21 protein-coding genes are annotated in these 23,716 nt (G+C 44.7%); 19 read left to right on the top strand and 2 right to left on the bottom strand.

Translation table 11 applies throughout. From position 1 onward, the window contains the following. Positions 1–392 precede the first annotated feature (392 nt). From ABCW47_RS11865 to ABCW47_RS11805, 14 genes are all read left to right on the top strand, one after another. Entirely contained in the window at positions 393–1,700 is a 1,308-nt protein-coding gene (locus tag ABCW47_RS11865; RefSeq protein ID WP_343210244.1) for an ABC transporter permease, read from the top strand. A gap of 206 nt (positions 1,701–1,906) precedes the next feature. Beyond that, entirely contained in the window at positions 1,907–3,280 is a 1,374-nt protein-coding gene (locus tag ABCW47_RS11860) for an ABC transporter permease (RefSeq protein ID WP_343210147.1), read from the top strand. Between the two features lie 15 nt (positions 3,281–3,295). Then, positions 3,296–3,979 carry an ABC transporter ATP-binding protein gene (locus ABCW47_RS11855; protein ID WP_343210146.1) on the top strand — a complete coding sequence of 228 codons (684 nt, stop codon included), beginning with the start codon at positions 3,296–3,298 and terminating at the stop codon, positions 3,977–3,979. Between the two features lie 72 nt (positions 3,980–4,051). Beyond that, a complete protein-coding gene (locus ABCW47_RS11850) occupies positions 4,052–5,740 on the top strand; it encodes an ABC transporter ATP-binding protein (RefSeq protein WP_343210145.1) in 1,689 nt (562 codons plus the stop codon). Continuing rightward, on the top strand, positions 5,718–6,866 hold the full coding sequence (locus tag ABCW47_RS11845) for a S8/S53 family peptidase (RefSeq protein ID WP_343210144.1): 1,149 nt from the start codon (positions 5,718–5,720) through the stop codon (positions 6,864–6,866). The genes ABCW47_RS11850 and ABCW47_RS11845 overlap by 23 nt, the downstream gene beginning before the upstream one ends. 337 nt (positions 6,867–7,203) lie before the next feature. Continuing rightward, positions 7,204–8,682 carry an ABC transporter permease gene (locus ABCW47_RS11840; RefSeq protein ID WP_343210143.1) on the top strand — a complete coding sequence of 493 codons (1,479 nt, stop codon included), beginning with the start codon at positions 7,204–7,206 and terminating at the stop codon, positions 8,680–8,682. 58 nt (positions 8,683–8,740) lie between these two features. Further along, positions 8,741–9,496, top strand: a complete 756-nt coding sequence (locus tag ABCW47_RS11835; protein WP_343210142.1) for a hypothetical protein — start codon at positions 8,741–8,743, stop codon at positions 9,494–9,496. A gap of 197 nt (positions 9,497–9,693) precedes the next feature. Further along, positions 9,694–9,966: an FtsX-like permease family protein gene (locus ABCW47_RS15140; protein ID WP_425516083.1), complete on the top strand. Its 273-nt coding sequence runs from the start codon at positions 9,694–9,696 to the stop codon at positions 9,964–9,966. 42 nt (positions 9,967–10,008) lie between these two features. Then, positions 10,009–10,209 (top strand): hypothetical protein, encoded by a 201-nt coding sequence (locus ABCW47_RS11830; RefSeq protein ID WP_343210141.1) that lies wholly within the window; start codon positions 10,009–10,011, stop codon positions 10,207–10,209. 21 nt (positions 10,210–10,230) lie between these two features. After that, a complete protein-coding gene (locus ABCW47_RS11825) occupies positions 10,231–11,604 on the top strand; it encodes an ABC transporter permease (RefSeq protein ID WP_343210140.1) in 1,374 nt (457 codons plus the stop codon). Positions 11,605–11,619: 15 nt separating this feature from the next. After that, positions 11,620–12,288 carry an ABC transporter ATP-binding protein gene (locus ABCW47_RS11820; RefSeq protein WP_343210139.1) on the top strand — a complete coding sequence of 223 codons (669 nt, stop codon included), beginning with the start codon at positions 11,620–11,622 and terminating at the stop codon, positions 12,286–12,288. A 121-nt stretch (positions 12,289–12,409) separates the two neighbouring features. Next, a complete protein-coding gene (locus ABCW47_RS11815) occupies positions 12,410–13,894 on the top strand; it encodes an ABC transporter permease (RefSeq protein ID WP_343210138.1) in 1,485 nt (494 codons plus the stop codon). Between the two features lie 104 nt (positions 13,895–13,998). Beyond that, on the top strand, positions 13,999–14,403 hold the full coding sequence (locus ABCW47_RS11810; RefSeq protein WP_343210137.1) for a hypothetical protein: 405 nt from the start codon (positions 13,999–14,001) through the stop codon (positions 14,401–14,403). Between the two features lie 44 nt (positions 14,404–14,447). Continuing rightward, the gene (locus ABCW47_RS11805; protein ID WP_343210136.1) at positions 14,448–14,984 is read left to right on the top strand and encodes a hypothetical protein; all 537 of its coding nucleotides are present in this window, start codon (positions 14,448–14,450) and stop codon (positions 14,982–14,984) included. A 65-nt stretch (positions 14,985–15,049) separates the two neighbouring features. Here the strand turns inward: ABCW47_RS11805 and ABCW47_RS11800 are convergent, their stop codons facing one another. Beyond that, positions 15,050–16,783: an immunoglobulin-like domain-containing protein gene (locus ABCW47_RS11800; protein WP_343210135.1), complete on the bottom strand. Its 1,734-nt coding sequence runs from the start codon at positions 16,781–16,783 to the stop codon at positions 15,050–15,052. A 132-nt stretch (positions 16,784–16,915) separates the two neighbouring features. On the opposite strand from ABCW47_RS11800, the gene ABCW47_RS11795 reads away from it, so the two are divergent. The 5 genes from ABCW47_RS11795 (at position 16,916) to ABCW47_RS11775 (ending at position 22,725) form a co-directional block, all read left to right on the top strand. Then, complete coding sequence (locus ABCW47_RS11795) at positions 16,916–17,353, top strand: hypothetical protein (RefSeq protein WP_343210134.1); 438 nt, start codon at positions 16,916–16,918, stop codon at positions 17,351–17,353. Positions 17,354–17,842: 489 nt separating this feature from the next. Beyond that, positions 17,843–18,055 carry a cold-shock protein gene (locus ABCW47_RS11790; protein WP_343210133.1) on the top strand — a complete coding sequence of 71 codons (213 nt, stop codon included), beginning with the start codon at positions 17,843–17,845 and terminating at the stop codon, positions 18,053–18,055. A gap of 409 nt (positions 18,056–18,464) precedes the next feature. Then, positions 18,465–20,078, top strand: a complete 1,614-nt coding sequence (locus ABCW47_RS11785; RefSeq protein ID WP_343210132.1) for a mannitol dehydrogenase family protein — start codon at positions 18,465–18,467, stop codon at positions 20,076–20,078. Between the two features lie 25 nt (positions 20,079–20,103). Beyond that, on the top strand, positions 20,104–21,747 hold the full coding sequence (locus ABCW47_RS11780; RefSeq protein WP_343210131.1) for a ribulokinase: 1,644 nt from the start codon (positions 20,104–20,106) through the stop codon (positions 21,745–21,747). A gap of 54 nt (positions 21,748–21,801) precedes the next feature. Then, positions 21,802–22,725, top strand: coding sequence for an aldo/keto reductase (locus tag ABCW47_RS11775; RefSeq protein ID WP_343210130.1), 924 nt, complete (start codon positions 21,802–21,804; stop codon positions 22,723–22,725). A gap of 369 nt (positions 22,726–23,094) precedes the next feature. Here ABCW47_RS11775 and ABCW47_RS11770 read toward each other — a convergent pair whose 3' ends face one another. Beyond that, entirely contained in the window at positions 23,095–23,682 is a 588-nt protein-coding gene (locus ABCW47_RS11770; RefSeq protein WP_343210129.1) for a hypothetical protein, read from the bottom strand. Positions 23,683–23,716 lie beyond the last annotated feature (34 nt).

The following is a 23,716-nucleotide window of genomic DNA, read 5'->3' as shown; positions in this document are numbered from 1 at the left end:
TTAACAAACAGCGTTAATCAGTATGCTTGTAATTGCTATACTGAGTGTCCGTGTGCTTCTTACAACACACAAGGTACTAGTCAGGGAGGATATCAGAGCCAATTAATGGGCGCAATGTCGGCAGCAGGAATGTCCGAAGAAGAGTAGACTTTACCAATTCTAATATTGTAGCTAAGTAAATAGACGCACAGCTTAAACATTATATATGAGGGTATGAAATGCACATATTAAAACGTACTTGCCTTTTTTTGGTTAATAAGAAGTGGAAAAATATACTATTGATTATATGTATCTTTTTCTTGGCATTTGTTTTGTTTCTCTGTTTTTCTATTAAAAGAAGTACAGACCGAACGCTGTCAGACCTTAGGCAGACACTTGGTGGGAATATTTTGATGGAAATGAATGTTGATATGGAAGGGCTATCTACAAATCAAATATTTGAAATAAATAGTCGTTTCAACCATCAGTTAATTAATAAAGTTGCGAAAACAGAGGGTATTATTAATTACAATGCTGAAGGTTATGCGGCCGTCTATGCACCGGAATTAATTTTGACCCCGGGGGGTTCATATAATATGTTAAATATGTACAGTGATAAGCAGAAAGAAAAAATGGATCAAAGATTATTGCTTGTCATGGATATTATGCAAAAAAGACCTTATATTTATGGGGAAATTAATACAGAGATGGTGGAGTATTTTGTAAATGGAGCGTTTAGCTTAACAGAAGGTAGACATATACAAGAAGGAGACCAAGGGAAAATTTTGATATCCGATTCGCTTGCTCGAAATAATAATCTTAAAATTGGGGATTACGTTGATTTAGAAATTAATGAGTTTATAGTAACAAATTATGGTGATTTGGATAATGTCTATGAACATTATAGTTTAGAAATAGTAGGTATTTTTCAAGTTAATGCAGATCAGGAAATAAATTTTTATACGCCGGAATATGATATAGCTGAAAATTACATATATACAGATCAAGAAACTTTTAGTTCTATGTCTTATTTAATGTCAGAAGGCCGTGCGATAGGTATTGATAAGGCTATATTTGCAGTGGAGAACCCGGAAGATATTAATAATATTATTTCTAAAATAAGAGCAAGAAGAGATATTGATGTTCGAAACTATAAATTTGGAGTGGATGATTCAGTTTATCAATCGTCTGCAAAGCCTTTGAAGATGATTAGTAATATATTAAATGCCATAACGGTGGTTATTATAATAAGCTGTCTCTTATTTTTGATTATCATAATGAAAATGTGGTTATCCAGCCGAAGTAGAGAAATTGGTATTTTAATGTCTATGGGGGTAGAAAAGAAAGGAATTGCAGCTGAGTTTCTGACTGAAGCAGGTATTATGATTCTGATTGCCTGTTGTATTGCCTGTTTAATGGCTGTAGTTACAAGTAAACCAATCAGCAACTGGATAATACAGACTGCTACGCCTGAACAGGAAGTTTCAGAAGAAAAATCACAAACAGAATTAGAAGCAGAAATGATGGAAGGTAACTTTGATCACGCGGGCGAGATAATAATACCGACACAACTCCCGGAAGAATTTAACAGTATGCCAACAGCAAGCGATTTTATTATGATTTTAGGTATATTTCTGGTAATTACTGTTGGAGCATTAGGAACCACATTTTATTTATTCTTTAACATGACCCCAAAAGATATACTAAACAAAATGAGTTAACAAGAATATTGATATACGCTTACTTAAACATGTTACATTTAAAATACAATATTAATTAAACCATATAGCAAGATACGTTTGTGCCTAGTATATTTAATGAACAGTTATTTATGCTGGGCACAAATGTATATACGGCTATTTTAAATCTGACCTTCGTTAAAAGAAGTAAATTAATATAACTAAAATACCCACAAGGAGGACCCCATATGAACCTATTTCACCGAGCCCTGTTCTATATAACCCGAAAGAAGAACAAGAGTATTCTCCTGTTCTTCATCCTCCTGTTCATGTCCGTCTTTGTCCTCACCGGCCTCGGCATCCAGAATGCCTCCCGGGATACCGCCGCAGCCCTGCGGGAGCGCCTCGGCGGCTACTTCCGCCTCCGGGCCAACAACGGTACGCCCTGGATCGACGATGCCCTCATAGAGCGGATCATGACCATCGAGGGAATCAAGGACTATAACGCAATGAACGTGTTCTACCTGCATACGGAGCTGACTCTCACACCGGGCCGGTTCGCAGGGGAAATTGATCCTCAGTTCGACAACCAGAAGAATGAACCCCGTTTCCTTGGAAATACCAGCTCGGAGCGGTATGAGTATTTCCTTACCAATGCCTGTGAACTGGTGGAGGGGGAGCATCTGACAGGGGAAGATAGAGGAAAAGTACTGATCTCGGAGCGGCTGGCAGAGGATAACCAGCTGTCCATCGGTTCCTCCTTTACCGCCGATATCACAGAGGACTTACAGGTATCGGAAGGGATGGAGAAGAACATCGGGAAGGAATATACCCTGGAAGTAGCGGGTATCTACCGGATCAACAGCAAGAAGGATTCCAGCGCCTTTACCCCGGAGTGTGACATCGTGGAAAACTACATCTTCATTGACTCGGAGACCGGTAAGGAGATCGTCAATGACTTAAGAGGGAGAGGGACAGACCGGTACCAGTACGGGGCGGACTTCTTTGTGAAGGACCCGAAGGAGCTGGATACGATCATCAAACAGGCGGAAGAACTGGATGAGGAGAGGGAGAATCATTTCATCACCGTCAATGATGTGGTCTATCAGACTTCAGCTGCCCCCCTGGAGAAGCTGGGGGCCATTATGACCGTATTGATCATGGTGGTACTGGTAGTATGCGTAATCCTGCTGTCCCTGATTCTGACCATGTGGATCAAGGAGAGGATTCATGAGATCGGGATCTATCTGTCCATCGGAATCAAGAAGGGTGGGGTAGTAGGACAGTTCCTGACGGAGTGTATCGGGGTATTTCTGATTGCCTTTGTGCTGGCGGCGATCCTGTCGGCGGGGATAGGGAGCCGTCTGGGAAGCTATATCACCCAGTCAGCAGTAGGGACGGAGCAGGAAGAGGAAGAAGAGAATGGCGATAAGAAGCAGGATGAGGATGCGATCATCGGTGACTATGTGAAGAACACCATTGAGTTAAAGATCGCAATCGGATGGAGAGAGCTGGCAGGAGTGGCAGCGGCGGGAGTTGCGACCATCATCCTGTCGGTTGGAATCGCGTCGGTAACGGTATTCCGGTTAAAGCCGAAGAGTATCTTAAGTTCGATGAGTTAAAGGAGGAGAAGACAGATGAGCGTGATGGAGACGAAAGACGTAAAGTATTACTATACAGAGAGAAACCCGGTATTAAAGGGAGTAAACATAAAGCTGGAGAGAGGGAAGATGTATGTCATCCTGGGGCCGTCAGGATGCGGGAAGTCCACGCTGCTGGCGCTTCTTGGAGGGCTGGATGTGCCGAAGGACGGGAAAGTGCTGTTTGAAGGAAAAGACATCAATGAGATCGGCCTGGCGATGCACCGGAGAAAGAATGTAGCGTTTGTATTCCAGACGTACAACCTGATCGACTACATGACACCGGCGGAGAATGTGGAGCTGACATCGAAGAAGGACCCGCTGCCGATCTTAGAGCAGGTGGGGCTGACGAAGGAAGAGGCGAAGAGGAATGTGCTGAAGCTGTCGGGAGGGCAGCAGCAGAGGGTGGCGATCGCGAGAGCCTTGGGATCGGAGGCGCCGGTGATCCTTGCGGATGAGCCGACGGGAAACCTGGATGAGGATACGGCCCAGGAGATCACGAGGCTGTTAAAAGAGGAGGCACACAAGTTAAACAAGAGTGTGCTGATCGTGAGCCATTCGATGGAGGTGGCGAGGCAGGCAGATGTGGTGCTGAGGCTGAGTCATGGACTGTTGGAAGAAGTGAAGCTGGATGAAGAAAACAATGAGGAAACAGAACAGGACACAGTACCTGAGGCATAACAAATGAGGGCGGTTCATTTGCCTTATAAATGACTGCCCTTATGTAAACTACAATGTGGAATGGTGATTAGCATGAAACATGAAGATAAACAGCTTCTTAAAAGAACCTTAAAACAGCTGGCTCCCCATAAAAAGAAGATTGTGCTGGTGGTATCCTGCTTCCTTCTCCTGACGGTCCTGACCTTTTTCCGGCCTATGGTGATCAAGAGCATAACCGATGACGGTATGATTAACCAGAATATGACCCTGATTCTCCTGCTGTCAGGTATACTCTTTCTGCTATCCCTTGTAGAGCAGTCGGTGGAGCTGGGACAGACAAAGCTGTTCTTAACCTTGCAGAATGATGTTCAGTTTAGTCTGTATAAGGAATCCTTTCAGAAACTGCTGCATTTGAAAATGAGCTACTATACAGACAAAAATAACACGGGTATTATTAACAGCCTGTCTACGGATATCAACAAGGTAGGACTCATTGCGGACCGGGGAATTATGTTCCTGTTCAACTATATTTTCCGGATCATCAGCGGCCTGCTGGGCCTGTTCATTATCAGCTGGAAGCTGGCTCTGCTGGTTCTGCTTGCGGTGCCTATAAAGTACATATTTGTCCGTCTCCTTTCTGATAAAAAGAGAGACCTGATGGTGCGGGCGCTGAAAAATGCAAGAGACTTCTCTTCCTGGTTTGGAGAAAATATAAACGGAATCCGGGAAATTAAGCTGTGGAATCTTTACAATCAAAAATTCGGACAGTTCCAGGACAAGCATAAAAAGGTGATTGCGGATAACAAAAATTCAGGGATGCTGGATGCCTGGAATTCCACCTACGAGCTGCTGTTGTCAGCATTTATGACAAGCCTTCTCTATATTGTGGGCGGCCTGCTGATCTGCAGAGGCGAACTGTCGGTGGGTGATGTCATTGCCTTCTTATCTTACAGCAGTTATGTCCTGAGCCCGATCTCTGCCATCATGAATATGAAAATGATTCTGGCGGCTGTATTTCCATCTGCAAAACGGCTCTTTGGCTTCCTGGACCAGGAAGAATCGGAGAGCGGAGGGGAGGAACCGTGTGGAAATTCCTTTAAGGGGATCTGTTTTGACCATGTCAGGTTCTCCTATGGCGACAAAGAATTGTTGCAGGATATCAATATGCTGATTCCATGCGGAGCGAAGGCGGCCATTATCGGGCAGAACGGAAGCGGGAAGACAACGCTGATCAATCTGCTTCTGCGTTTGATCCAGCCGGATGAAGGCCGGATTATAATGGATGGGAAAGATATTTCAGAATATGATCTGAACAGTTACCGGGAGCTGTTCAGCGTGGTGAGTCAGGACCCATTTCTGTTCCAGGACACAGTGCGTAATAATATTGACCTGCGACAAAGGGATAAAAAAGATGAGATCGAAACAGTGTGCGCCCAGAGCGGAGTAGAAGGATTTCTGGACAAACTTCCGAATGGGCTGGACAGCAAGCTGGGAAGGAACGGGACGAACCTGTCCGGCGGAGAGAAACAAAAGCTGGCTGTGGCGCGGGCGCTGATCAAGGATGCCCCGGTGGTCATACTGGACGAGGCGACCTCGAACTTTGACGTGGATTCGGATGCTTTTCTCCATGATGTTATCATGGAATTTAAGGACAAGACCATTATTATGATTACCCATAAATACGAAAACCTGAAAGGCTTTGACCTGATTTACCGGATTGAGAACGGATATCTGATACCAGTGGAAAGAGGGCAGGAATATGGTAACTGTCGCGATTATTGATGATGCATTGAATGAAATGTATCTGACCCATACCAATATAATACAGAGATATTCACTCCTGAGCGGACATCCGGAGAAGACAGAGCATTTTGAGGGGAAAGGCTACACACACTCAACTATGTGCGCCAGAGTTCTGGAGGAATACGGGACCGGCTATCAGGTGATCAATATTCAGATCATGGAAAATCATGGGACGCCGTGCTCCGTACAAAATCTGGCCGCGGCGTTACAGCTCTGCAGTGAGCTGCCGGTGGATATTGTACATATGAGTGTGGGGACGCCGGTTCTGTCGGAGTCCCGCATACTGGATGAACCGGTCGGCAACCTGGCAAGACGGAATGTTCTAATGACCGCGGCACTTGACAACAGAGGGCTGGTAACCCTTCCTGCTGCATATCCTCAGGTGATCGGTGTGCGATGTGACCGGAACGGAGTACTTGTACCGGGCAGTTATGTCTGCCATACGAATGACCCCTGGGGGATTCAGGTCACGGCAAACTATGAATTCGACACGGAGCAATTTCCGGCACTGGCGCCGAGCAATAGCCTGGCAGTCCCTATGATAGCGGCAAAGCTATGCAAGTACCGTAACCAGGGAATAAAAAAGCTGGGCAGAATATTGAAGGCGCTGGAAAAAGAAAGTGCCGGCGCGGTCCCGGAGGGACTGATATCAGACGATGAAGATAAAGAACCGGAACTGCCTGTGGTAGCGGTTGTACATAAAGAAGCGAAAGATCAGGAACGGGAAGACCCGAAACCAATATGGTATGGATCAGAACTCATGGATGCGTTCCACAGGATCAAAGGCTATGAAGCGGCAGGACTTCAGTTAAAGCCCTACTCCCACGATATACGGATTCTGACCAATAAGAACACGGAAGGGAACGGAATCCGAAAAAGTATCTTATTTATCGAGCGACATACAACAGCCGATGTAGTATTCCTGTTTCTTGAGGGAAATGAGCTGCAAAAAGTACTGGGCCAGGTCGTACCGGATATGGTAATTCACATGGAATATGGGGAGGCGGCAATAGAAAAAAACGGGCAGGATGATTTCAGAATCCGCATGGACAAAAAAGAGGGGACTTGCCAGCTCTGCGCGGAAATAGAAAAGAGATTAACCTAAGAGAACCGGGCAACCGGTTCTTTTTGTTGCTTAGGAAAGTATTTCAAACGTTCCTAAGCAATAAAATAGCCACCCTGGCGATACGTCCACCTTATTCTTAAAAGGGATTTGGAGCAATATCTAATGGATTTCGCCGTGATATTCATACATAAGTAAGCCTCTGCCATATTTTCGACTTATTTCGACATTACACTATAAAATAAATAGAATATTTGATATAATAAAACAAAGAAATCTGATTAAATAAAGGGAAAAATGATATAAATAGAAATCATGTGGAGGATAGCATATGAAGTAAAAAGAATTAGAACCGTGTACCGTGATTGGGGCAATCTATATGGGAACATGGAGAAGGGCCCGGTTATTTCTAACCAGAAAAAAAGGAAAGACCATTCTGATGGTGTGTATCTTTTTTTTGCTGGCAGCAATGATGATGCTAAGTTTTTCAATCAAGAGAAGTGCGGAAAGTACACTGAAAGAACTGAGAGAGACCCTGGGAGGAAGCATCTCTCTTCAATTAAATGTGGTCTCTACAGCATTTTCAAAAGAAGAATTCAAGGAAGTCTGTGGCCGTTTTAATAAGGAACTGGTGAAAAATATAGCGGCAACAGAGGGGATTGAACGATATAATACGGAGCTGGAATTGTTCTTATATACCCCAGACCTGACATTAATACGGGGAGGGGCATACAACAATGAAAAAATGTGTGAAGAACGACAACTTGATATAGAGGAAAAATATATAATCATGGGTGAAGTTCTGGAAAAATGGCCGTCTGTTATTGGAGAAACACATACAGAGGATGTGGAACATTTTAGAAACGGGGCTTTTACTCTCGCTGAGGGCAGACATCTGCAGGAGGGCGACCAGGGAAAGGCCATGATTTCAGATGAGTTGGCAAAGCTGAATGGACTTTCCGTAGGAGATGAAATATACATAGAAATAAATTCATACATAGTCAGAGAGGGAGGCACCCTGGATGATGTATGGGGTGGGTACGATATGGAGATTGTAGGAATTTTTCACAGAGAAGCGCCTCAGGCCATTAATTTTTATACTCCCGAAAGCGGCATTGCGAATAACTTCATATATGTGGATATAACCACTGCGGAAGAAATGTGCCGGATATTTCTGGAAAGTGAGTATGCACACTATTCCAAGGCTACTTTTTTTGTAGAGGACCCTACTCATATCGATGAGATTTTAAGTGAAATTAGAAGCAGATACGGCAGTAAGCTGGGTTACTTTAAACTACAAATTGATGACTCCGTCTACCATTCGTCGGCAGATCCTTTAAAATTCATCAGCGGTATCTTTACCTTTTTCATGCTGCTGATCCTTGTGACAGGCGTTGTAACGTTGTGTATAGTCGTGAAAATGTGGGTGCAAAACCGTAGTCATGAAAGCGGCATATTACTATCTGTGGGAATCGAGAAAAAAGAAATTGTCGGTCAGTATTTGATCGAAGCACTATTTGCAGTTATGGTGGGATGTATTCTTGCGGTGGGGGCTGCCGGACTGCTGAGCGCTCCGATCAGCAACCGGGTTCTGGAAATGGCACGGCCTGAAGTTGTCATGCCGGAAGAGAAGTCTCAGCAGGAATTAGAGGCGGAAATAATGGAAGGCACATTTGATCAGGCGGGGGAAATTATTATACCGGCAAAATTGCCAGAAAAGTTTGACAGCCGTGTTACGGGGAAGGATTTTCTGCTGATTACTGTACTTATTGTATTTACTGCCGGGGCAGCAGTATGCCTGACATTCTATCTTTACTTTGGAACGAATACGAAAGATCTGTTACGGAAATTGAGCTAGAAGATTTACAGCACAGATATACCAAAATATCTATAACAGACAGGTAAGGAGATGTGGAATGAATACGCTGAAGAGAACAGGATTATTCCTGACTAGGAAAAGGGTGAAAAATATACTTTTAATTTTATGTATATTCTTCTTGGCGTTTATTCTATTTCTGTGTTTTTCTATTAAAAGAAGCGCAAATGAGACGCTTACGGATCTAAGGCAAACGCTTGGTGGAAATATTTTGATGGAACTGAATGTGGATACAAATGGATTATCCATTGACCAGAAGTTCGAGATAAATAGCCGTTTTAATCGCGATCTCATTAAACAAATAGCTGATACGGAAGGAATTATAAATTATAATGCAGAAGGTTGTACAGGGATTTATACACCAAAATTAGTTTTGGCTCCAGGCAGTAACTATAATATGTTAGCTGATTCTAATAGTAAAACAGAAAAAGAATTAATTAAAAGCTTAGAGGTTTCACTAAGGAAGCCCAAAGTTTATGGAGAAATAGATACACATATGGTAGAACATTTCTTAAACGGTACGTTTACTTTGACAGAAGGTCGACATATACAAAAGGAAGATGTTAGAAAGGTTCTTATTTCGGAAACACTGGCGAAAAATAATAATCTCAAAATCGGAGATTTTATATATTTCGAAGTCAATGAGTATATTACAAGAGAAAATGGGAAATTGGATAATATACTCGCGTCTGACAACATGGAAATAGTTGGAGTATTTAGAGTTAATGCGAAACAGGTCGTAAATTATTATACCACAGAGCTGGAGATCGCAAAAATTATATTTATATGGATATGAAAAGTTACCAACCATTGGCATAGGCTAAAGTAAATGGTGCGGGAAATGGAATTATTAAAGCTACTTTTTCACTGGAGGATGCTGAAGACATTGAAATTATTATAAATAATATAAAAGCAAGAAAAGATATAGATGTCCGCAATTATAAATTTGATGTGGACGATTCGGTTTATCAGTCTTCAGCAAAGCCTTTGAAGATGATTAGTAATATATTAAATGTCATAACGGCGGTTATTATAATAAGCTGTCTCTTATTTTTAATAATCATAATGAAAATGTGGTTATCCAGCCGAAGTAAGGAAATTGGTATTTTAATGTCTATGGGAGTCGATAAAAAAGGAATCGCTACTGAATTTCTAGCAGAAGTTGGACTCATGATTCTAATTGCCAGTTGTATGGCCTGCCTAACAGCGGCAATTTCAAGTAAGCCAATCAGCAACTGGATTATTCAGACTGCAACTCCAAAATAGGAGCTTCAAGAAGAAAAATTACAAAAAGAGTTGGAAGCAGAAATGTTGGAAGGTAAATTTGATATAGCAGGGGAAATAATAGTACCAACACAGTTGCCGGAAGAATTTAACAGCATGCCGACAGTACAAGATTTTATCCTGATTTTAGGTATACTTCTGATCATTGCAGCAGGGGCCTTAGGCACTATCTTCTACCTGTTCTTTCATATGACACCAAAAGATATTCTAAATAAAATGAGTTAGTCTTTTAAGGGGGGATTATCTATGAACCTATTTAAGCGAGCCCTGTTCTACATAACCCGAAAGAAGAACAAGAGTATTCTCCTGTTCTTCATCCTCCTGTTCATGTCCGTCTTTGTCCTCACCGGCCTCGGCATCCAGAATGCCTCCCGGGATACCGCCGCAGCCCTGCGGGAGCGCCTCGGCGGATACTTCCGCCTCCGGGCCAACAACGGCACCCCCTGGATCGACGACGCCCTTATAGAGAGGATCATGACTATCGAGGGAATCAAGGATTATAACGCCATGAACGTGTTCTACCTGCATACGGAGCTGACCCTCACACCGGGCCGGTTCGCAGGGGAAATTGATCCTCAGTTCGACAACCAGAAGAATGAACCCCGTTTCCTGGGGAATACCAGCTCGGAGCGGTATGAGTATTTCCTGACCAATGCCTGTGAGCTGGTGGAGGGAGAGCATCTGACGGGGGAAGACCGGGGAAAGGTACTGATCTCAGAACGGCTGGCAGAGGATAACCAGCTGTCCATCGGTTCCACCTTCACCGCCGATATCACAGAGGACTTACAGGTATCGGAAGGGATGGAGAAGAACATTGGGAAGGAATATACCCTGGAAGTAGCAGGTATTTACCGGATCAACAGCAAAAAGGATTCCAGCGCCTTCACCCCGGAGTGTGACATCGTGGAAAACTACATCTTCATTGACTCGGAGACCGGGAAGGAGATCGTCAACGACTTAAGAGGGAGAGGGACAGACCGGTACCAGTACGGGGCGGATTTCTTTGTGAAGGACCCGAAGGAGCTGGATACGATCATTAAACAGGCGGAAGAACTGGATGAGGAGAAGGAGAACCATTTCATCACCGTCAATGACGTGGTCTATCAGACTTCAGCGGCCCCCCTGGAGAAGCTGGGGGCAATCATGACCGTATTGATCATGGTGGTACTTGTGGTATGTGTAATCCTGCTGTCCCTGATTCTGACCATGTGGATCAAGGAGAGGATTCATGAGATCGGGATCTATCTGTCCATCGGAATCAAGAAGGGCGGGGTAGTAGGACAGTTCCTGACGGAGTGTATCGGGGTATTCCTGATTGCCTTTGTGCTGGCGGCAATCCTGTCGGCAGGGATCGGGAGCCGTCTGGGAAGCTATATCACCCAGTCAGCGGTAGGGACGGAGCAGGAAGAGGAAGAGGAGAACGGCGATAAGAAGCAGGATGAGGATGCGATCATCGGTGACTATGTGAAGAACACCATTGAGTTAAAGATCGCAATCGGATGGAGAGAGCTGGCAGGAGTGGCAGCGGCGGGAGTTGCGACCATCATCCTGTCGGTAGGAATCGCGTCGGTAACGGTATTCCGGTTAAAGCCGAAGAGTATCTTAAGTTCGATGAGTTAAAGGAGGAGAAGACAGATGAGCGTGATGGAGACGAAAGACGTAAAGTATTACTATACAGAGAGAAACCCGGTATTAAAGGGAGTAAACATAAAGCTGGAGAGAGGGAAGATGTATGTCATCCTGGGGCCGTCAGGATGCGGGAAATCCACGCTGCTGGCACTTCTTGGAGGGCTGGATGTGCCGAAGGACGGGAAAGTGCTGTTTGAAGGAAAAGACATCAACGAGATCGGCCTGGCGATGCACCGGAGAAAGAATGTGGCGTTTGTATTCCAGACGTACAACCTGATCGACTACATGACACCGGCGGAGAATGTGGAGCTGACATCGAAGAAGGACCCGCTGCCGATCCTGGAACAGGTGGGGCTGACGAAGGAAGAGGCGAAGAGGAATGTACTGAAGCTGTCGGGAGGACAGCAGCAGAGGGTGGCGATCGCGAGAGCCTTGGGATCGGAGGCGCCGGTGATCCTGGCGGACGAACCGACGGGAAACCTGGATGAGGATACGGCCCAGGAGATCACGAGGCTGTTAAAGGAGGAAGCCCATAAGCTAAACAAGAGTGTGCTGATCGTGAGCCATTCGATGGAGGTGGCGAGGCAGGCAGATGTGGTGTTGAGGCTGAGTCATGGGCTGCTGGAAGAAGTGAAGCTGGATGAAGAAGCAGAGACGGTGAAAGAAACGGAGTAAATTATTTCAGAGGCCTAAATACCTTGAATGTATGCATACCTTAAAAGTTATTGAAGATTACTTGTGTTAATTATATTTATGTTGGGGCCAGAAGGGCATGCAAATAAAAGGGGTGTGATAAATGAATATACTAAAACGCGCCAGTTTATTCTTGATCAGGAAAAGGCGGAAGAACCTGCTTTTATTTCTATGTATCTTCCTTTTGGCCCTCGCTCTCTTCCTGTGTTTTGCAATTCATAGGAGTGCAAAAGAAACACTAAGTGAGTTGCGCTTAAGCCTTGGCGGCAATATTTCAATGAAATTGAATGTCGATGTAAGTGGATTATCCGTAAATGAGAAATATGCAATACGAAGTCGTTTTAATCGTGATTTGATAAGACAAGTGGCTGAAACTGACGGTATAAAGAATTATAATGGAGAAGGATATAATATATTATATGCACCAAATCTAGAGTTTACACTAGGGAATGGTTATAATGCTTTGAATTCTATAAGTAGTAAGGTAAGAAAAGAGATGGGAAGGGAGGCCGTTCTTACTCTCGAAATAATGCAACACAGGCCAAAGATTTTTGGTGTAATAGATAGTTCTATGGTCGATTATTTTATGAATGGAGCGTTTTCATTAATAGAAGGCCGACACATTCAGAAAAATGATAGAGGTAAAGTTTTGATAACGGAATCTGTAGCACAAAAGAATAACTTAAAAATAGGCGATTCTGTTTATATAGAGACAAATGAGTTTATTGTAACAAATCAAGGAAGTCTCGATAATATTTATGAAAGTTATAACTTAGAGATTGTTGGAATTTTTCGTATAAATGCTATGCAAGCTATTAATTTCTATACGTTCGAATTTGAAATTGCTGAAAATTATATGTTTACCGATCTGGAAACCAATAAATCTATGTCCGTTATTATGTCTAGTGGAAGTGATGCCGGTGTTGATAAAGCAACCTTTGCTGTTGAAAACCCCGAGGAAGCAAACGATATAATAGATAAAATTAAAGCACGAAAAGATATTGATGTACGAAATTACAAATTTGAAATAGATGATTCCGTTTATCAATCTTCTGCACAACCACTTAAGATGATTAGTAAAGTAATAAGTATTGCGATAACGATTATTCTAATAGACTGCCTTCTATTATTAATAATAATTTTGAAAATGTGGCTGACAAGCCGAAATATGGAGATCGGTATTCTAATGTCTATTGGGGCGGAAAAGAGAAAAATAGCACTCGAATTTTTTATTGAAACAATGGTGATAATAGCAATCGCTTGTTGTGCTGCCTTTTTGGCAGCATCGATAATAAGTAAGCCAATTAGTAATTGGGTAATAAAAGCGGTTACTCCAGAACAAGTGCTTCCTGCAGAAAAGTCACAAAAGGAACTGGAAGCAGATATGCTGGAGGGCAACTTTGATATAGCCGGAGAAATAATAATACCAGTGCAGCTGCCGGACGAATTTAACAGCAGGCCAACTGCAATTGACTTGGTCATTATTCTAAGTATTTTTCTATTAATTACAACAGGGGCCCTAGGTACAACGTTCTATCTGTATTTTGGCATGACCCCTAAGAATATCCTGAACAAAATGAGTGGCTAATAACTGAAGATATCAGTCTCATTCTTCTTATGCTTTTGTGGATTGCCCTGAGCAGTAAAAAGAAGTATCTTACAATAATTACGGCTTTTCTTTTGGGTGCAGTCATGATCAATTATTTAATTCTTTATACACCTGTGACCTATAAAATAAAGAACGAGGAAATGTTTGAAGAGTATAAGGATCGAATAGAAATAACCTTTCGGACAGGAACTTTGGAAATAGAACTGAACGACAAACAGATTGAAGAATTTATTGATCTGATGGATCAGATTGAACTTCGGCATAAATTAAGCCAATCTATAGTACGATACGAAGAAGATAAAAGAATAGACGTAAGAATATTTGGAAGCCAAGCTCTGGTCTATCATTTTTATGATGTGTACCTATGGTATTCAGGCGAAGAACCATCATTTTATAGAGAGGGAGAAGGAAAGTATATCATTAAAAACCCCGAAATCCTGTTAGATTGGTTAAAGGATAACTTTAGCTACTTGTTTAAAAATGAGTAATCCGGAAAGACCTTCCATTCATATATACCGCAAGGGGTGATCCTATGATGAGTTTTCTGCTGACCTGGGGTTGGCCGTTTATCCTATATTTTTCATTTATTGCAATTGGCATTCTATTCTTCTTTGTAATAACACGATGGTTTATGCGCCGCTTAAATGGAAGAATACTGAGACGTTCCATATTATTACTTTTTCTATTGCTGATCCCAATAATAATTAATTTAGTAGGTTTTAGGGTTTCGCATCCGAAAATCAGATTGGAGTATCAGCAGGCTATAGATTGTGTTAATTATTCTACAGACCGTTGGGAAGATTTGGATCAACAGGATATGGAGGATGTTGTGGAACTGTTTCACACACTGCGAATAAGCCTTGTGATGAATCCCAGGCCACAAATTATGGGAGGCAGCCGAACGCTTGTCTTTTTAATACATAGCGGAAATTGGGGACATATGCGAATCATGTTGTATCTTGACCGGGATAACGATTTATTTGTTAGCTTTATGGACAGGAGATATTACAAGATTAAAAATCAAGATGAGATTATTGAATGGGGCGAGCGATGGCTGGCTGACAGATAAGGAATGGGCCATTGCCACATTATTTATATTGACAATGACCCTTACGGTACTTTGATATCTCGAAGTCACGGTATTATTTCCCATGCTAACTGTGCTGCGTCTACAAAATCCTCGGAGTCTGAGCTGAAATAAATGGTGCTATAACGCTCCCAGGTTAATCCCTTTTCATTTGTCAGAATATATTGGCGGTTCTTTACGGGTGAGTTAGGAAAGCTGCCCTCAAAAACATTCAGGTACCGGTAGACAGACTTTTCAGAGGTTTCCCGGCAGAAATAAAAGTAATAGGAACCGTCAAAAATGAGGTCAAACGTGTATTGGCTGGATTCAGGATTGCCGGGATATGGACCATATATAGTAATTAAGCGTAGCTTGCCGGGGATGCCTTTAGCGGAAGATTCCATAAATTCATCCAGTTTTTTTCTGTTATAGAGTTTACTTTCATCCTTAATCACACAGCCGTCGCTTTCTGCCTGTTCTTTTGTATAGCCATCCGGCAGGGATGCAAAACCCAGGTAATCTCCGGAAGGACCGATATATTCTTCCCCATCATAGATTAGGCTGTTTAAATCAGGCAGGGGTAGCATTGACTCTTTCTTCTGACTCTCCTCCATGAAAGCGGTGAACCAGGAGGTTACCCTTTCGGGATTATCAATAGAAATAGAGTATTCTGATGTAGAGGTATATTTAATCAGCTGTCCGGCTGATGTTTCACGCAGCTTAACAGCAATTCGGTATTCCCCTACCACGGGGACTGCATATTGACTGAGGTCGATGATCGAATAAATGATTTCTCCGGGATTTAAATCCTGCGGATAGGGAAGAAACATGGCCGGTTCCAGATCACCTGACCGGCGGGGAACACGCTGCCATACACCATCATGTAAAATTTCCAGGTTTATGCTATATTCAAAGGAAACCGTTTTCTCGCCGGCATTCTCCAACTGAACAGGCAAAAATATCGTTTCAGCAGAAAGCGCGGTATCTGAGATAGAAATTTGAAGCCTGCCTTTCTTTTCCGGATAAGAATCGTAGGAGATGGTTTCCAGAGGTTCTTCTTCATCCAATGAGTGAACGGTAAGATATGGACCCCAGAGATGCTGTTCATCGTGATAGGATATGCGGGAATCAGAACAAATCGTATCCTTTATCCAGTTTTCAGCTTCCAGAGTGTAAGGGGATATAAACACATATTGACTATCGTACTCGGGCATATAGGGACCAAAGCCCTTTAGGGCGACCACATCGCATACCGGTGAATCAGGCCGGACAAGCAATATTGTATTTTCACAGGTTATGAAAACCTGTTCCGGGTGTTCTGATGAGTACGCATGCAAGCTATCCCAAAATTGGGCTAAGGGCTCGCCTTCAAATTCTTCAGAACAGGACAGAGCAATGTGCTGTATTTCTTCCTCTGGCAGTACAACAAGATCAACAGAAGAATCGGAGAAAATATGTTTACGAAACCAGGAAGCAGTACCGTCATTTCCGCCATATATCCAAATTTGCTGCCGTCCGGACCCCTCGTCATACACAATATCAGTAAAGCGGAATGACGGATCGGCCACACAGTAATAAAATGGTTTAGATACAAAGGGATTTCGCTGGTTGTACCGGCTGGAAAGAGATAAATTTAACGGATGTTCCAGACGGTAGCTGTCCAGGGCCTCTGTTAGCTGTGCCTGCAGATGTTCTGTTTTCTGTGACGTCCGGGACATAGAGAAAATCAGGACATAACCCAGAAGCAATACAGAAAGAAAAGCCAGACAGGCGAAACATAAAACTGCTTTTTTATTCTTCATATATTCCTCCACTGCTTTCTGAAACAAAAGGAGCTGATGAACCGGAACTGTGAAATTTATTTCATCTATTAATCTAATTGTAATAGGATCTGCCGAGAAAAGAAAGAACAAATGAGAAAGGAAGGTAAAGCGATGGAATTAAGGAACTGGATTTGTCTTTTGCTGATCGTGGCGATCAACATAGCCGTATTTATTGCCTTACATTTGAAGGGGCAAAAGGGAAAGGAACTGATCGGAAAGATTATCCCGGTCTTACTGGTGGCTGTTGCTATTCTTCTGTTCCAATACCGGTCATTTTCACTGGATTTGTACAGGGAAACTATCACCTATCTGTTTGCGGACCTGTTCCTGATTGCCAATTATCTCTTCTTGTTCTATCAAACACAGAAAGTCCGGGCGGAGACCGGATGGAAAAAGGGGCTGGGATTTTTCCTGTATGTTGGGGTATTTGTTGTAATCGTTTTCCGGGGAAATAGGACCATACAAGCCCTGTATGACAAGATTTTGTATATCATCATATTCGTTGTGATTGCTTCCCGGATGATTAAAAAATTTCTTTCCGGTGAGTAACGATATATTAGTGCGAAAATGTAAAAATCTCTGTCACAAAATGTGTGGAGCTCCATGTAAGAAAGCACAATATTTTGGGGAATCGGGAGAGAAATGCAGAATTTGAATCTACAACTGTAGAAAAAACGCGCGTTGGACGCCGCCGAAAATTTGGTGCAAGGTGGAAAAAACTGGGTTTTTGTCGAACAATTACCGTTGACAGAATCAAAATACTGTGATAGGATATACCCATATTCTAAGTGTATCGACCATGCTCACATTTCTTTGTAAGTTATTGTCCCTGATAGCTTATAGAGAAATGTGAGCATTTTCTTTCGCCCTATCTCGTAATAGACTCATTGCCTTAGGCATGTTATCTAATACGGCGGACAGTTTAGCTGTATGCATGCGAAACAAAAACTGAGATTCAGTTCGGGAAGTATACCGGAATATGACTTAGCTGCAGGCTTATGGAGCGTGCAGACTACATTATTTTAAGGAGGTACCAACATGAATAACGGTACAGTAAAGTGGTTTAACTCAGAAAAAGGCTATGGTTTTATTACAAATGATAACGGTGGAGAAGATGTATTCGTACATTTCTCAGCTATCATGAGCGATGGTTTCAAGACTCTTGCAGAAGGCCAGAAGGTTACTTTTGACATCGAGCAGGACCCGAAGAACAGCAGCAAATTAAGAGCAGTTAACGTTTGCGCTTGCTAATTAAAGAATAAACCAGGAACCGCCGGATCATCAGATCCGGCGGTTTTTTATTACATAGGAAAGTTATTCAAACTTCCCTATGTAATAAAAAACCATCCTATGCGCATTCGCGTAAAAGGAGAAAGTCAGCGAGGCTGACTACGCTCGGCGCGCAAAGCGTGCAAGCCCCTCATGAGTGAGGGGAAGGAGTAACTGAAGTGGGCTGCCCACTTTTTTGTTGCTCTTATTGCACGTGCTTCTTTGACTATGCTATACTTATCTTATCTTCCGCATGTCCGCCGATGAGCCGGATGGCAGAACGATTTTACGGCAAAATGAGAGGAAATCCCCGGATGGAGCGGGGAATCATGAATACTAGGCTATATCACATAATGTGGTATAAAACTGACGGAAAGGAATGGTACAAGATATGAAGCTTACACAGGAAGCGCTGAATCAGAAAGAATGGTGGGAGGAGCACGGCTACTCGCTGCCGAAGTTTGACCGGCAGGCAATGATCAGCCGGACGGTGAAGGACCCGGAATGGGTACATTTTGGAACCGGCAATATTTTCAAGGCTTTTATTGCGAATATGTGGCAGGGCGTGTTAAACGAGGGGAAAGCGGATAAGGGCATTATCGCCGCGGAAGGATTTGACTATGAGATCGTGGAGAAGGTAAGTATTCCTCACGACAATCTGGCGCTGGCGGTAACGCTGAAGGCAGACGGCAGCATTGATAAAACGGTGGTTGGCAGTATAGCCGAGTCTATTGAGATGGATACGGACCAGGAAGCAGCGTGGGAGAGATTAAAGGAGATTTTCAGAAACCCAAGCCTTAAGATGGCCAGCTTTACGATTACGGAGAAGGGCTATAACCTGACCGACGTGAAGGGAAATTACCTTCCGGTGGTGGAGGCGGATTTCTATAATGGGCCGGGAGCACCGTCCAGCTACATCGGCAAGGTGACGGCGCTGTGCTACGAGCGTTATAAAGCGGGCAGATATCCGATCGCCATGGTGAGTATGGACAACTGTTCCCACAATGGGACAAAGCTCTTTGAGGCGGTAAGCGCATATGCGGCCAACTGGGTGAACAATGGGTTTGCGGAGAAGGAATTTGCAGAGTATATTGTCAATCCCAGAACCGTAGGTTTTCCATGGAGCATGATTGATAAAATCACACCCCGTCCGGATGACAGCGTGAAAGAAATGTTAAATAAGGACGGCTTTGAAGACACTGAGGCCATCATTACATCCAAGAAGACCTTTGTGGCGCCTTTTGTAAATGCGGAGGAACCGCAGTATCTGGTTATTGAGGACATTTTCCCTAACGGCAGACCTGCCATGGAAGCGGGCGGCGTTATTTTCACGGACAGAGAAACCGTTGATAAAGTAGAAAAGATGAAGGTCTGCACCTGCTTGAATCCTCTTCATACATCCCTTGCAGTATTTGGCTGCCTGCTGGGTCATACCCTGATCTCAGCGGAGATGAAGGATGCGCAGTTAAAGAAGATGGTGGAGATCATCGGCTACAAAGAGGGACTTCCGGTTGTGGTAGATCCCGGAATCATCAGCCCGAAGGCATTTATCGACGAGGTTATAAACACAAGATTCCCGAATCCATTTATGCCGGATACCCCCCAGCGTATTGCCACCGATACATCACAGAAGCTGGCGATCCGTTTCGGAGAGACGATCAAAGCCTATGCGGCAAGCCCTGATTTAAATGTGAATGACTTAAAGCTGATCCCTCTGGTTCTGGCCGGATGGTGCCGTTACCTGATGGGTATTAATGATGAGGGAAATACCTTCGAGATCAGTCCGGACCCGCTTCTGGACAGCGTTTGCCCCTATGTGGCAGATATCCGTCTGGGAGATGCCGGACCGTTCCACGGCAAGCTACAGCCGATTCTTTCCAATGAGAAGATTTTCGGTCTGAATCTGTACGACGCAGGGATTGGAGAAAAGGTAGAGAATTATTTTGCAGAGCTGGTTGCAGGACCGGGCGCGGTCCGCGGGACTCTGAAAAAATATACGGCCTGATATGGCCTGATAAGGAGGCGCAGGAATGGGGAAGCGTAATTTTGTAGCGGGGACGGATTTCGGAAGTGATTCGGTCCGCGTTGTGATCGTCGATGCGCAGAATGGGGAGACAATCAGCGAGGGCGTATGCAACTATCCCCGCTGGGCGAAGAAGCTCTACTGCGAACCGGAAAAGAGCCAGTTCCGCCAGCATCCGCTGGACTATATAGAAGCATTTACCAAAGCATTTCAGGAAGCATTGTCAAATGCGGGGGAAGAAGGACGGGAGAACTTAAGGGCCATTGGTTTTGACGCTACCGGCTCCACTCCCTGCCCGGTAGACGAGCATGGAACCCCGCTGGCTCTGCTGGATGAATTTAAGGACAACCCCAACGCGATGTTCCATCTCTGGAAGGATCACACGGCCACGGCGGAGGCGGAGGAAATCAACCGGGTTCTGTCAGGTGGGCCGGTAGACTATACCAAATTCCAGGGCGTGTATCAGTCAGAGTGGTTCTGGGCCAAGGTGCTCCACACCACCAGGCTGGACACCGCCGTGAGGGAGAAAGCCTATACCTGGGTCGAGCACTGTGACTGGATGCCGGCGCTGCTGTGCGGCGGAACCGATCCGGATACCATGTATCACTGTACCTGTGCCGCTGGGCATAAGGTGCTCTGGCACAGTGAATTCGGCGGCATGCCGGCCAGGGATGTACTGGTTTCCATGGACCCTTATCTGGGAAATGTCTATGACCGCTACACGGAGGAAGGGCCGAAGACGGCTGACACCCTGGTGGGAACCATCAGCAAGGAGTGGGCGAAGCGTCTGGGAGTAAATGATGACGTGCTGATCGGCGGAAGCTCCCTGGATGCCCATGCAGGCGGCGTAGGCGCCGGAGTAGGACTGCACACCCTGGTTAAAGTGGTAGGTACCTCTGCGGTTGACATGACCGTAGAGAATGCGGATAAATTTCAGGGGAAAAACCTGAAAACCGTGCTGGGACTGGCGGAGAATTCCATCATTCCGGGCTACATTGGCGTGGAAGCGGGGCAGGCTGCTTTCGGTGACGTCTATGCCTGGCTGCGGGAAACACTGCTCTGGCCGGTAAAATATGTGCTGAAGGATGAAGAACTAGAACAGAAATTAAGAGATAGCCTGTTATATGAAATGGAGAAAGCCATCCGGGACGATGACTTGAATGAAGATCTGGTTGCCATCGACTGGCTGAACGGCAGGCGCTATCCGGTGTTAAATGAGCGGACGAAGGGTGCGGTTGCGGGCATAACCATGGGAACCTCCGTGCCGGATCTGTACCGCAGCCTGATTCTTTCTACCCTGTTCGGGGCGAAGAGGATGTTCGACGGCTATGTGGACGGCGGGGTTGAGGTAGAACGGATTATTCTGGTTGGCGGTATCGCCAAGAAATCCTCCTATATCATGCAGCTCATGGCCGATCTGTTAGACCGCCCCATTATGGTGGCGAAAGAAACCCAGATGTGCGCCAAGGGCGCGGCGATCTACGCGGCAGTGGCAGCGGGTTATTATCCGGATATTCCGGCAGCCCAGAAGGTATTCTGTGAAGAGTACCAGGCTAATTATTTCCCGAATCCGGACAATGCCAAACGGTATGAGAAGCTTTACGAAAAGTATCTCAGACTGGGCGGCTTTATCGACCAGGAATACCGGTAAACCGCGGCTGGTCAAATATTAACTGAATAATCTGGAAAAAGGGAGGGATTTTTTATGAAACAGATACGGCTGGGTTCGTCTGAATTCATGGTTCCGCCTATCGCGGTTGGCTGTATGCGCATCAACAGCCTGGGCGAGGCTGAGGCAGAACGGTTTGTGGAGAAGGCACTGGAACTGGGGGCAAATTTTTTCGATCATTCCGATGTGTATGGCATGGGACGCTGTGAGGAAATCTTTGCGAAAGCGGTGCATATGACACCATCGGTCCGGGAGAAGCTGATATTGCAGTCTAAGTGCGGGATATTGAAAAATCCTGCCCGCTATGATTTTTCCAAAAAACACATTCTGGAGGCGGTGGACGGTATTTTGTCCAGGCTGGAAACAGAATATCTGGACATCCTGCTTTTGCACCGGCCGGATGCACTGATGGAACCGGAGGAAGTGGCGGAGGCATTTGATATTCTGCATTCTACCGGAAAAGTACGTCATTTTGGCGTTTCCAACCAGAATCCCATGCAGATGCAGCTTCTGCAGAAATATCTGCACCAGAAAATTCTGGTCAATCAGCTTCAGTTCAGCATCATGCATCCTTATATGGCATCGGCTGGGATTAATGTGAACATGGTAAATGATTCCGCCGTGAACCGGGATGGAAGCGTGCTGGATTACTGCAGGCTCAACGATATAACGATTCAGGCCTGGTCGCCGTTCCAGTACGGTTTCTTCGAGGGAGTCTTCATAGGCAATGAGAAGTTCCCGGAGCTGAATAAAAAACTGGATGAGATCGCGGAAAAATATGGCGTTACCAGTACAACCATTGCGGTTGCGTGGATTCTGCGCCATCCGGCTCATATGCAGGCCATCTCCGGTACCATGAAGCCGGGCCGCCTGGAGGAAATCTGCAAGGCGGCGGATATCACCCTCACCAGGGAAGAGTGGTATGAGATCTATACCGCGGCAGGCAATGTGATTCCGTAACACTATTTCTGGCGTCGATCCAGGTAGGAGAGAGCGGCAAATATAACCGACAGTAATGTCAATACTTCCATGGTACTCATGACAGAACTCCTTTCGCATTGATTCAAATGTATCATCCGCAGGATTCTTCCGGCGGAGGGACAAGCATATCTTGTCGTTCTGTATATATGGTATCATTGGGGAAGATGATATTCAACTTATGATAGGAAAATCGACTGGCAATACGTGAAAAACAGAGGCAGATTGGTGACAATCTGCCTCTGTTTTATAGTCGGAAATCATTCTATAAGCGGATAGAAAACAATCGGTAAATGGAATTGGGCCAGGAAAAGAAATAGGAATATTCGGTAAATGTAATATCCTTTTCGGTCAGATCTGACCGGGTGGATAAATAGTATTTACCACCGCGTTCCCCGGCTTCTCATCCAAATAAAAGAGCAGCCGGAACTCTGTTTCCCGCTCCCTGGGAGAACGGAACAGATTCCGGTACAGCTCCCGGAATGTAAAGTCAGACAGGGAGTCTGTAAGAACAAAGTAAACCTTTGTCCCGTCAGGAGCGGCAATCTTTGAGAGAGACCGGAATGTATGCTTCACGGAGCGGTTCTTCTGACCGGTCTCAAGTGTAAAGGTGCTGCCGTCGAAAGTGAGATTCTTGATGATATAGCCATCGGCGCCCGGTTCATACCGGGAGGCTATCGTTATCTTGTCCGCGTTTCCCGCGGAAACAGAGTCCTGGAAGCCTTGCCAGAGCTCATTCCCCGAACGGAGCTGATGATCTTCCCATACCAGACAATTCCTGCGCAGGGCCTTTGCTTCGGAGCAGACATCGTCAAATTCATTCAGGTAGGTGGTTTGGTATTCATAAGGTCTGTTATGAAGCATCAGACTGAGGGCAATAATAAAAGTGAACAGCAGAACTAATACCAGGATAAAGTTCTTTTTCGTCAAATGAAACATATATTTCCCCCTTTAGTTCTCTGCAGTTATGGAT

The organism is Anaerolentibacter hominis, assembly GCF_032380675.1.
GTDB lineage: Bacteria > Bacillota > Clostridia > Lachnospirales > Lachnospiraceae > Anaerolentibacter > Anaerolentibacter hominis.
This window is presented reverse-complemented; position numbering and strand designations above follow the sequence as displayed.

Excerpts from the sequence above, each read along its gene's own strand:
- ABCW47_RS11865 (WP_343210244.1), top strand. The coding sequence starts at position 393 with ATGGAAATGAATGTTGATATGGAAGGGCTATCTACAAATCAAATATTT.
- ABCW47_RS11860 (WP_343210147.1), top strand. The coding sequence starts at position 1,907 with ATGAACCTATTTCACCGAGCCCTGTTCTATATAACCCGAAAGAAGAAC.
- ABCW47_RS11855 (WP_343210146.1), top strand. The coding sequence starts at position 3,296 with ATGAGCGTGATGGAGACGAAAGACGTAAAGTATTACTATACAGAGAGA.
- ABCW47_RS11850 (WP_343210145.1), top strand. The coding sequence starts at position 4,052 with ATGAAACATGAAGATAAACAGCTTCTTAAAAGAACCTTAAAACAGCTG.
- ABCW47_RS11845 (WP_343210144.1), top strand. The coding sequence starts at position 5,718 with ATGGTAACTGTCGCGATTATTGATGATGCATTGAATGAAATGTATCTG.
- ABCW47_RS11840 (WP_343210143.1), top strand. The coding sequence starts at position 7,204 with ATGGGAACATGGAGAAGGGCCCGGTTATTTCTAACCAGAAAAAAAGGA.
- ABCW47_RS11835 (WP_343210142.1), top strand. The coding sequence starts at position 8,741 with ATGAATACGCTGAAGAGAACAGGATTATTCCTGACTAGGAAAAGGGTG.
- ABCW47_RS15140 (WP_425516083.1), top strand. The coding sequence starts at position 9,694 with ATGATTAGTAATATATTAAATGTCATAACGGCGGTTATTATAATAAGC.
- ABCW47_RS11830 (WP_343210141.1), top strand. The coding sequence starts at position 10,009 with ATGTTGGAAGGTAAATTTGATATAGCAGGGGAAATAATAGTACCAACA.
- ABCW47_RS11825 (WP_343210140.1), top strand. The coding sequence starts at position 10,231 with ATGAACCTATTTAAGCGAGCCCTGTTCTACATAACCCGAAAGAAGAAC.
- ABCW47_RS11820 (WP_343210139.1), top strand. The coding sequence starts at position 11,620 with ATGAGCGTGATGGAGACGAAAGACGTAAAGTATTACTATACAGAGAGA.
- ABCW47_RS11815 (WP_343210138.1), top strand. The coding sequence starts at position 12,410 with ATGAATATACTAAAACGCGCCAGTTTATTCTTGATCAGGAAAAGGCGG.
- ABCW47_RS11810 (WP_343210137.1), top strand. The coding sequence starts at position 13,999 with ATGATCAATTATTTAATTCTTTATACACCTGTGACCTATAAAATAAAG.
- ABCW47_RS11805 (WP_343210136.1), top strand. The coding sequence starts at position 14,448 with ATGATGAGTTTTCTGCTGACCTGGGGTTGGCCGTTTATCCTATATTTT.
- ABCW47_RS11800 (WP_343210135.1), bottom strand. The coding sequence starts at position 16,783 with ATGAAGAATAAAAAAGCAGTTTTATGTTTCGCCTGTCTGGCTTTTCTT.
- ABCW47_RS11795 (WP_343210134.1), top strand. The coding sequence starts at position 16,916 with ATGGAATTAAGGAACTGGATTTGTCTTTTGCTGATCGTGGCGATCAAC.
- ABCW47_RS11790 (WP_343210133.1), top strand. The coding sequence starts at position 17,843 with ATGAATAACGGTACAGTAAAGTGGTTTAACTCAGAAAAAGGCTATGGT.
- ABCW47_RS11785 (WP_343210132.1), top strand. The coding sequence starts at position 18,465 with ATGAAGCTTACACAGGAAGCGCTGAATCAGAAAGAATGGTGGGAGGAG.
- ABCW47_RS11780 (WP_343210131.1), top strand. The coding sequence starts at position 20,104 with ATGGGGAAGCGTAATTTTGTAGCGGGGACGGATTTCGGAAGTGATTCG.
- ABCW47_RS11775 (WP_343210130.1), top strand. The coding sequence starts at position 21,802 with ATGAAACAGATACGGCTGGGTTCGTCTGAATTCATGGTTCCGCCTATC.
- ABCW47_RS11770 (WP_343210129.1), bottom strand. The coding sequence starts at position 23,682 with ATGTTTCATTTGACGAAAAAGAACTTTATCCTGGTATTAGTTCTGCTG.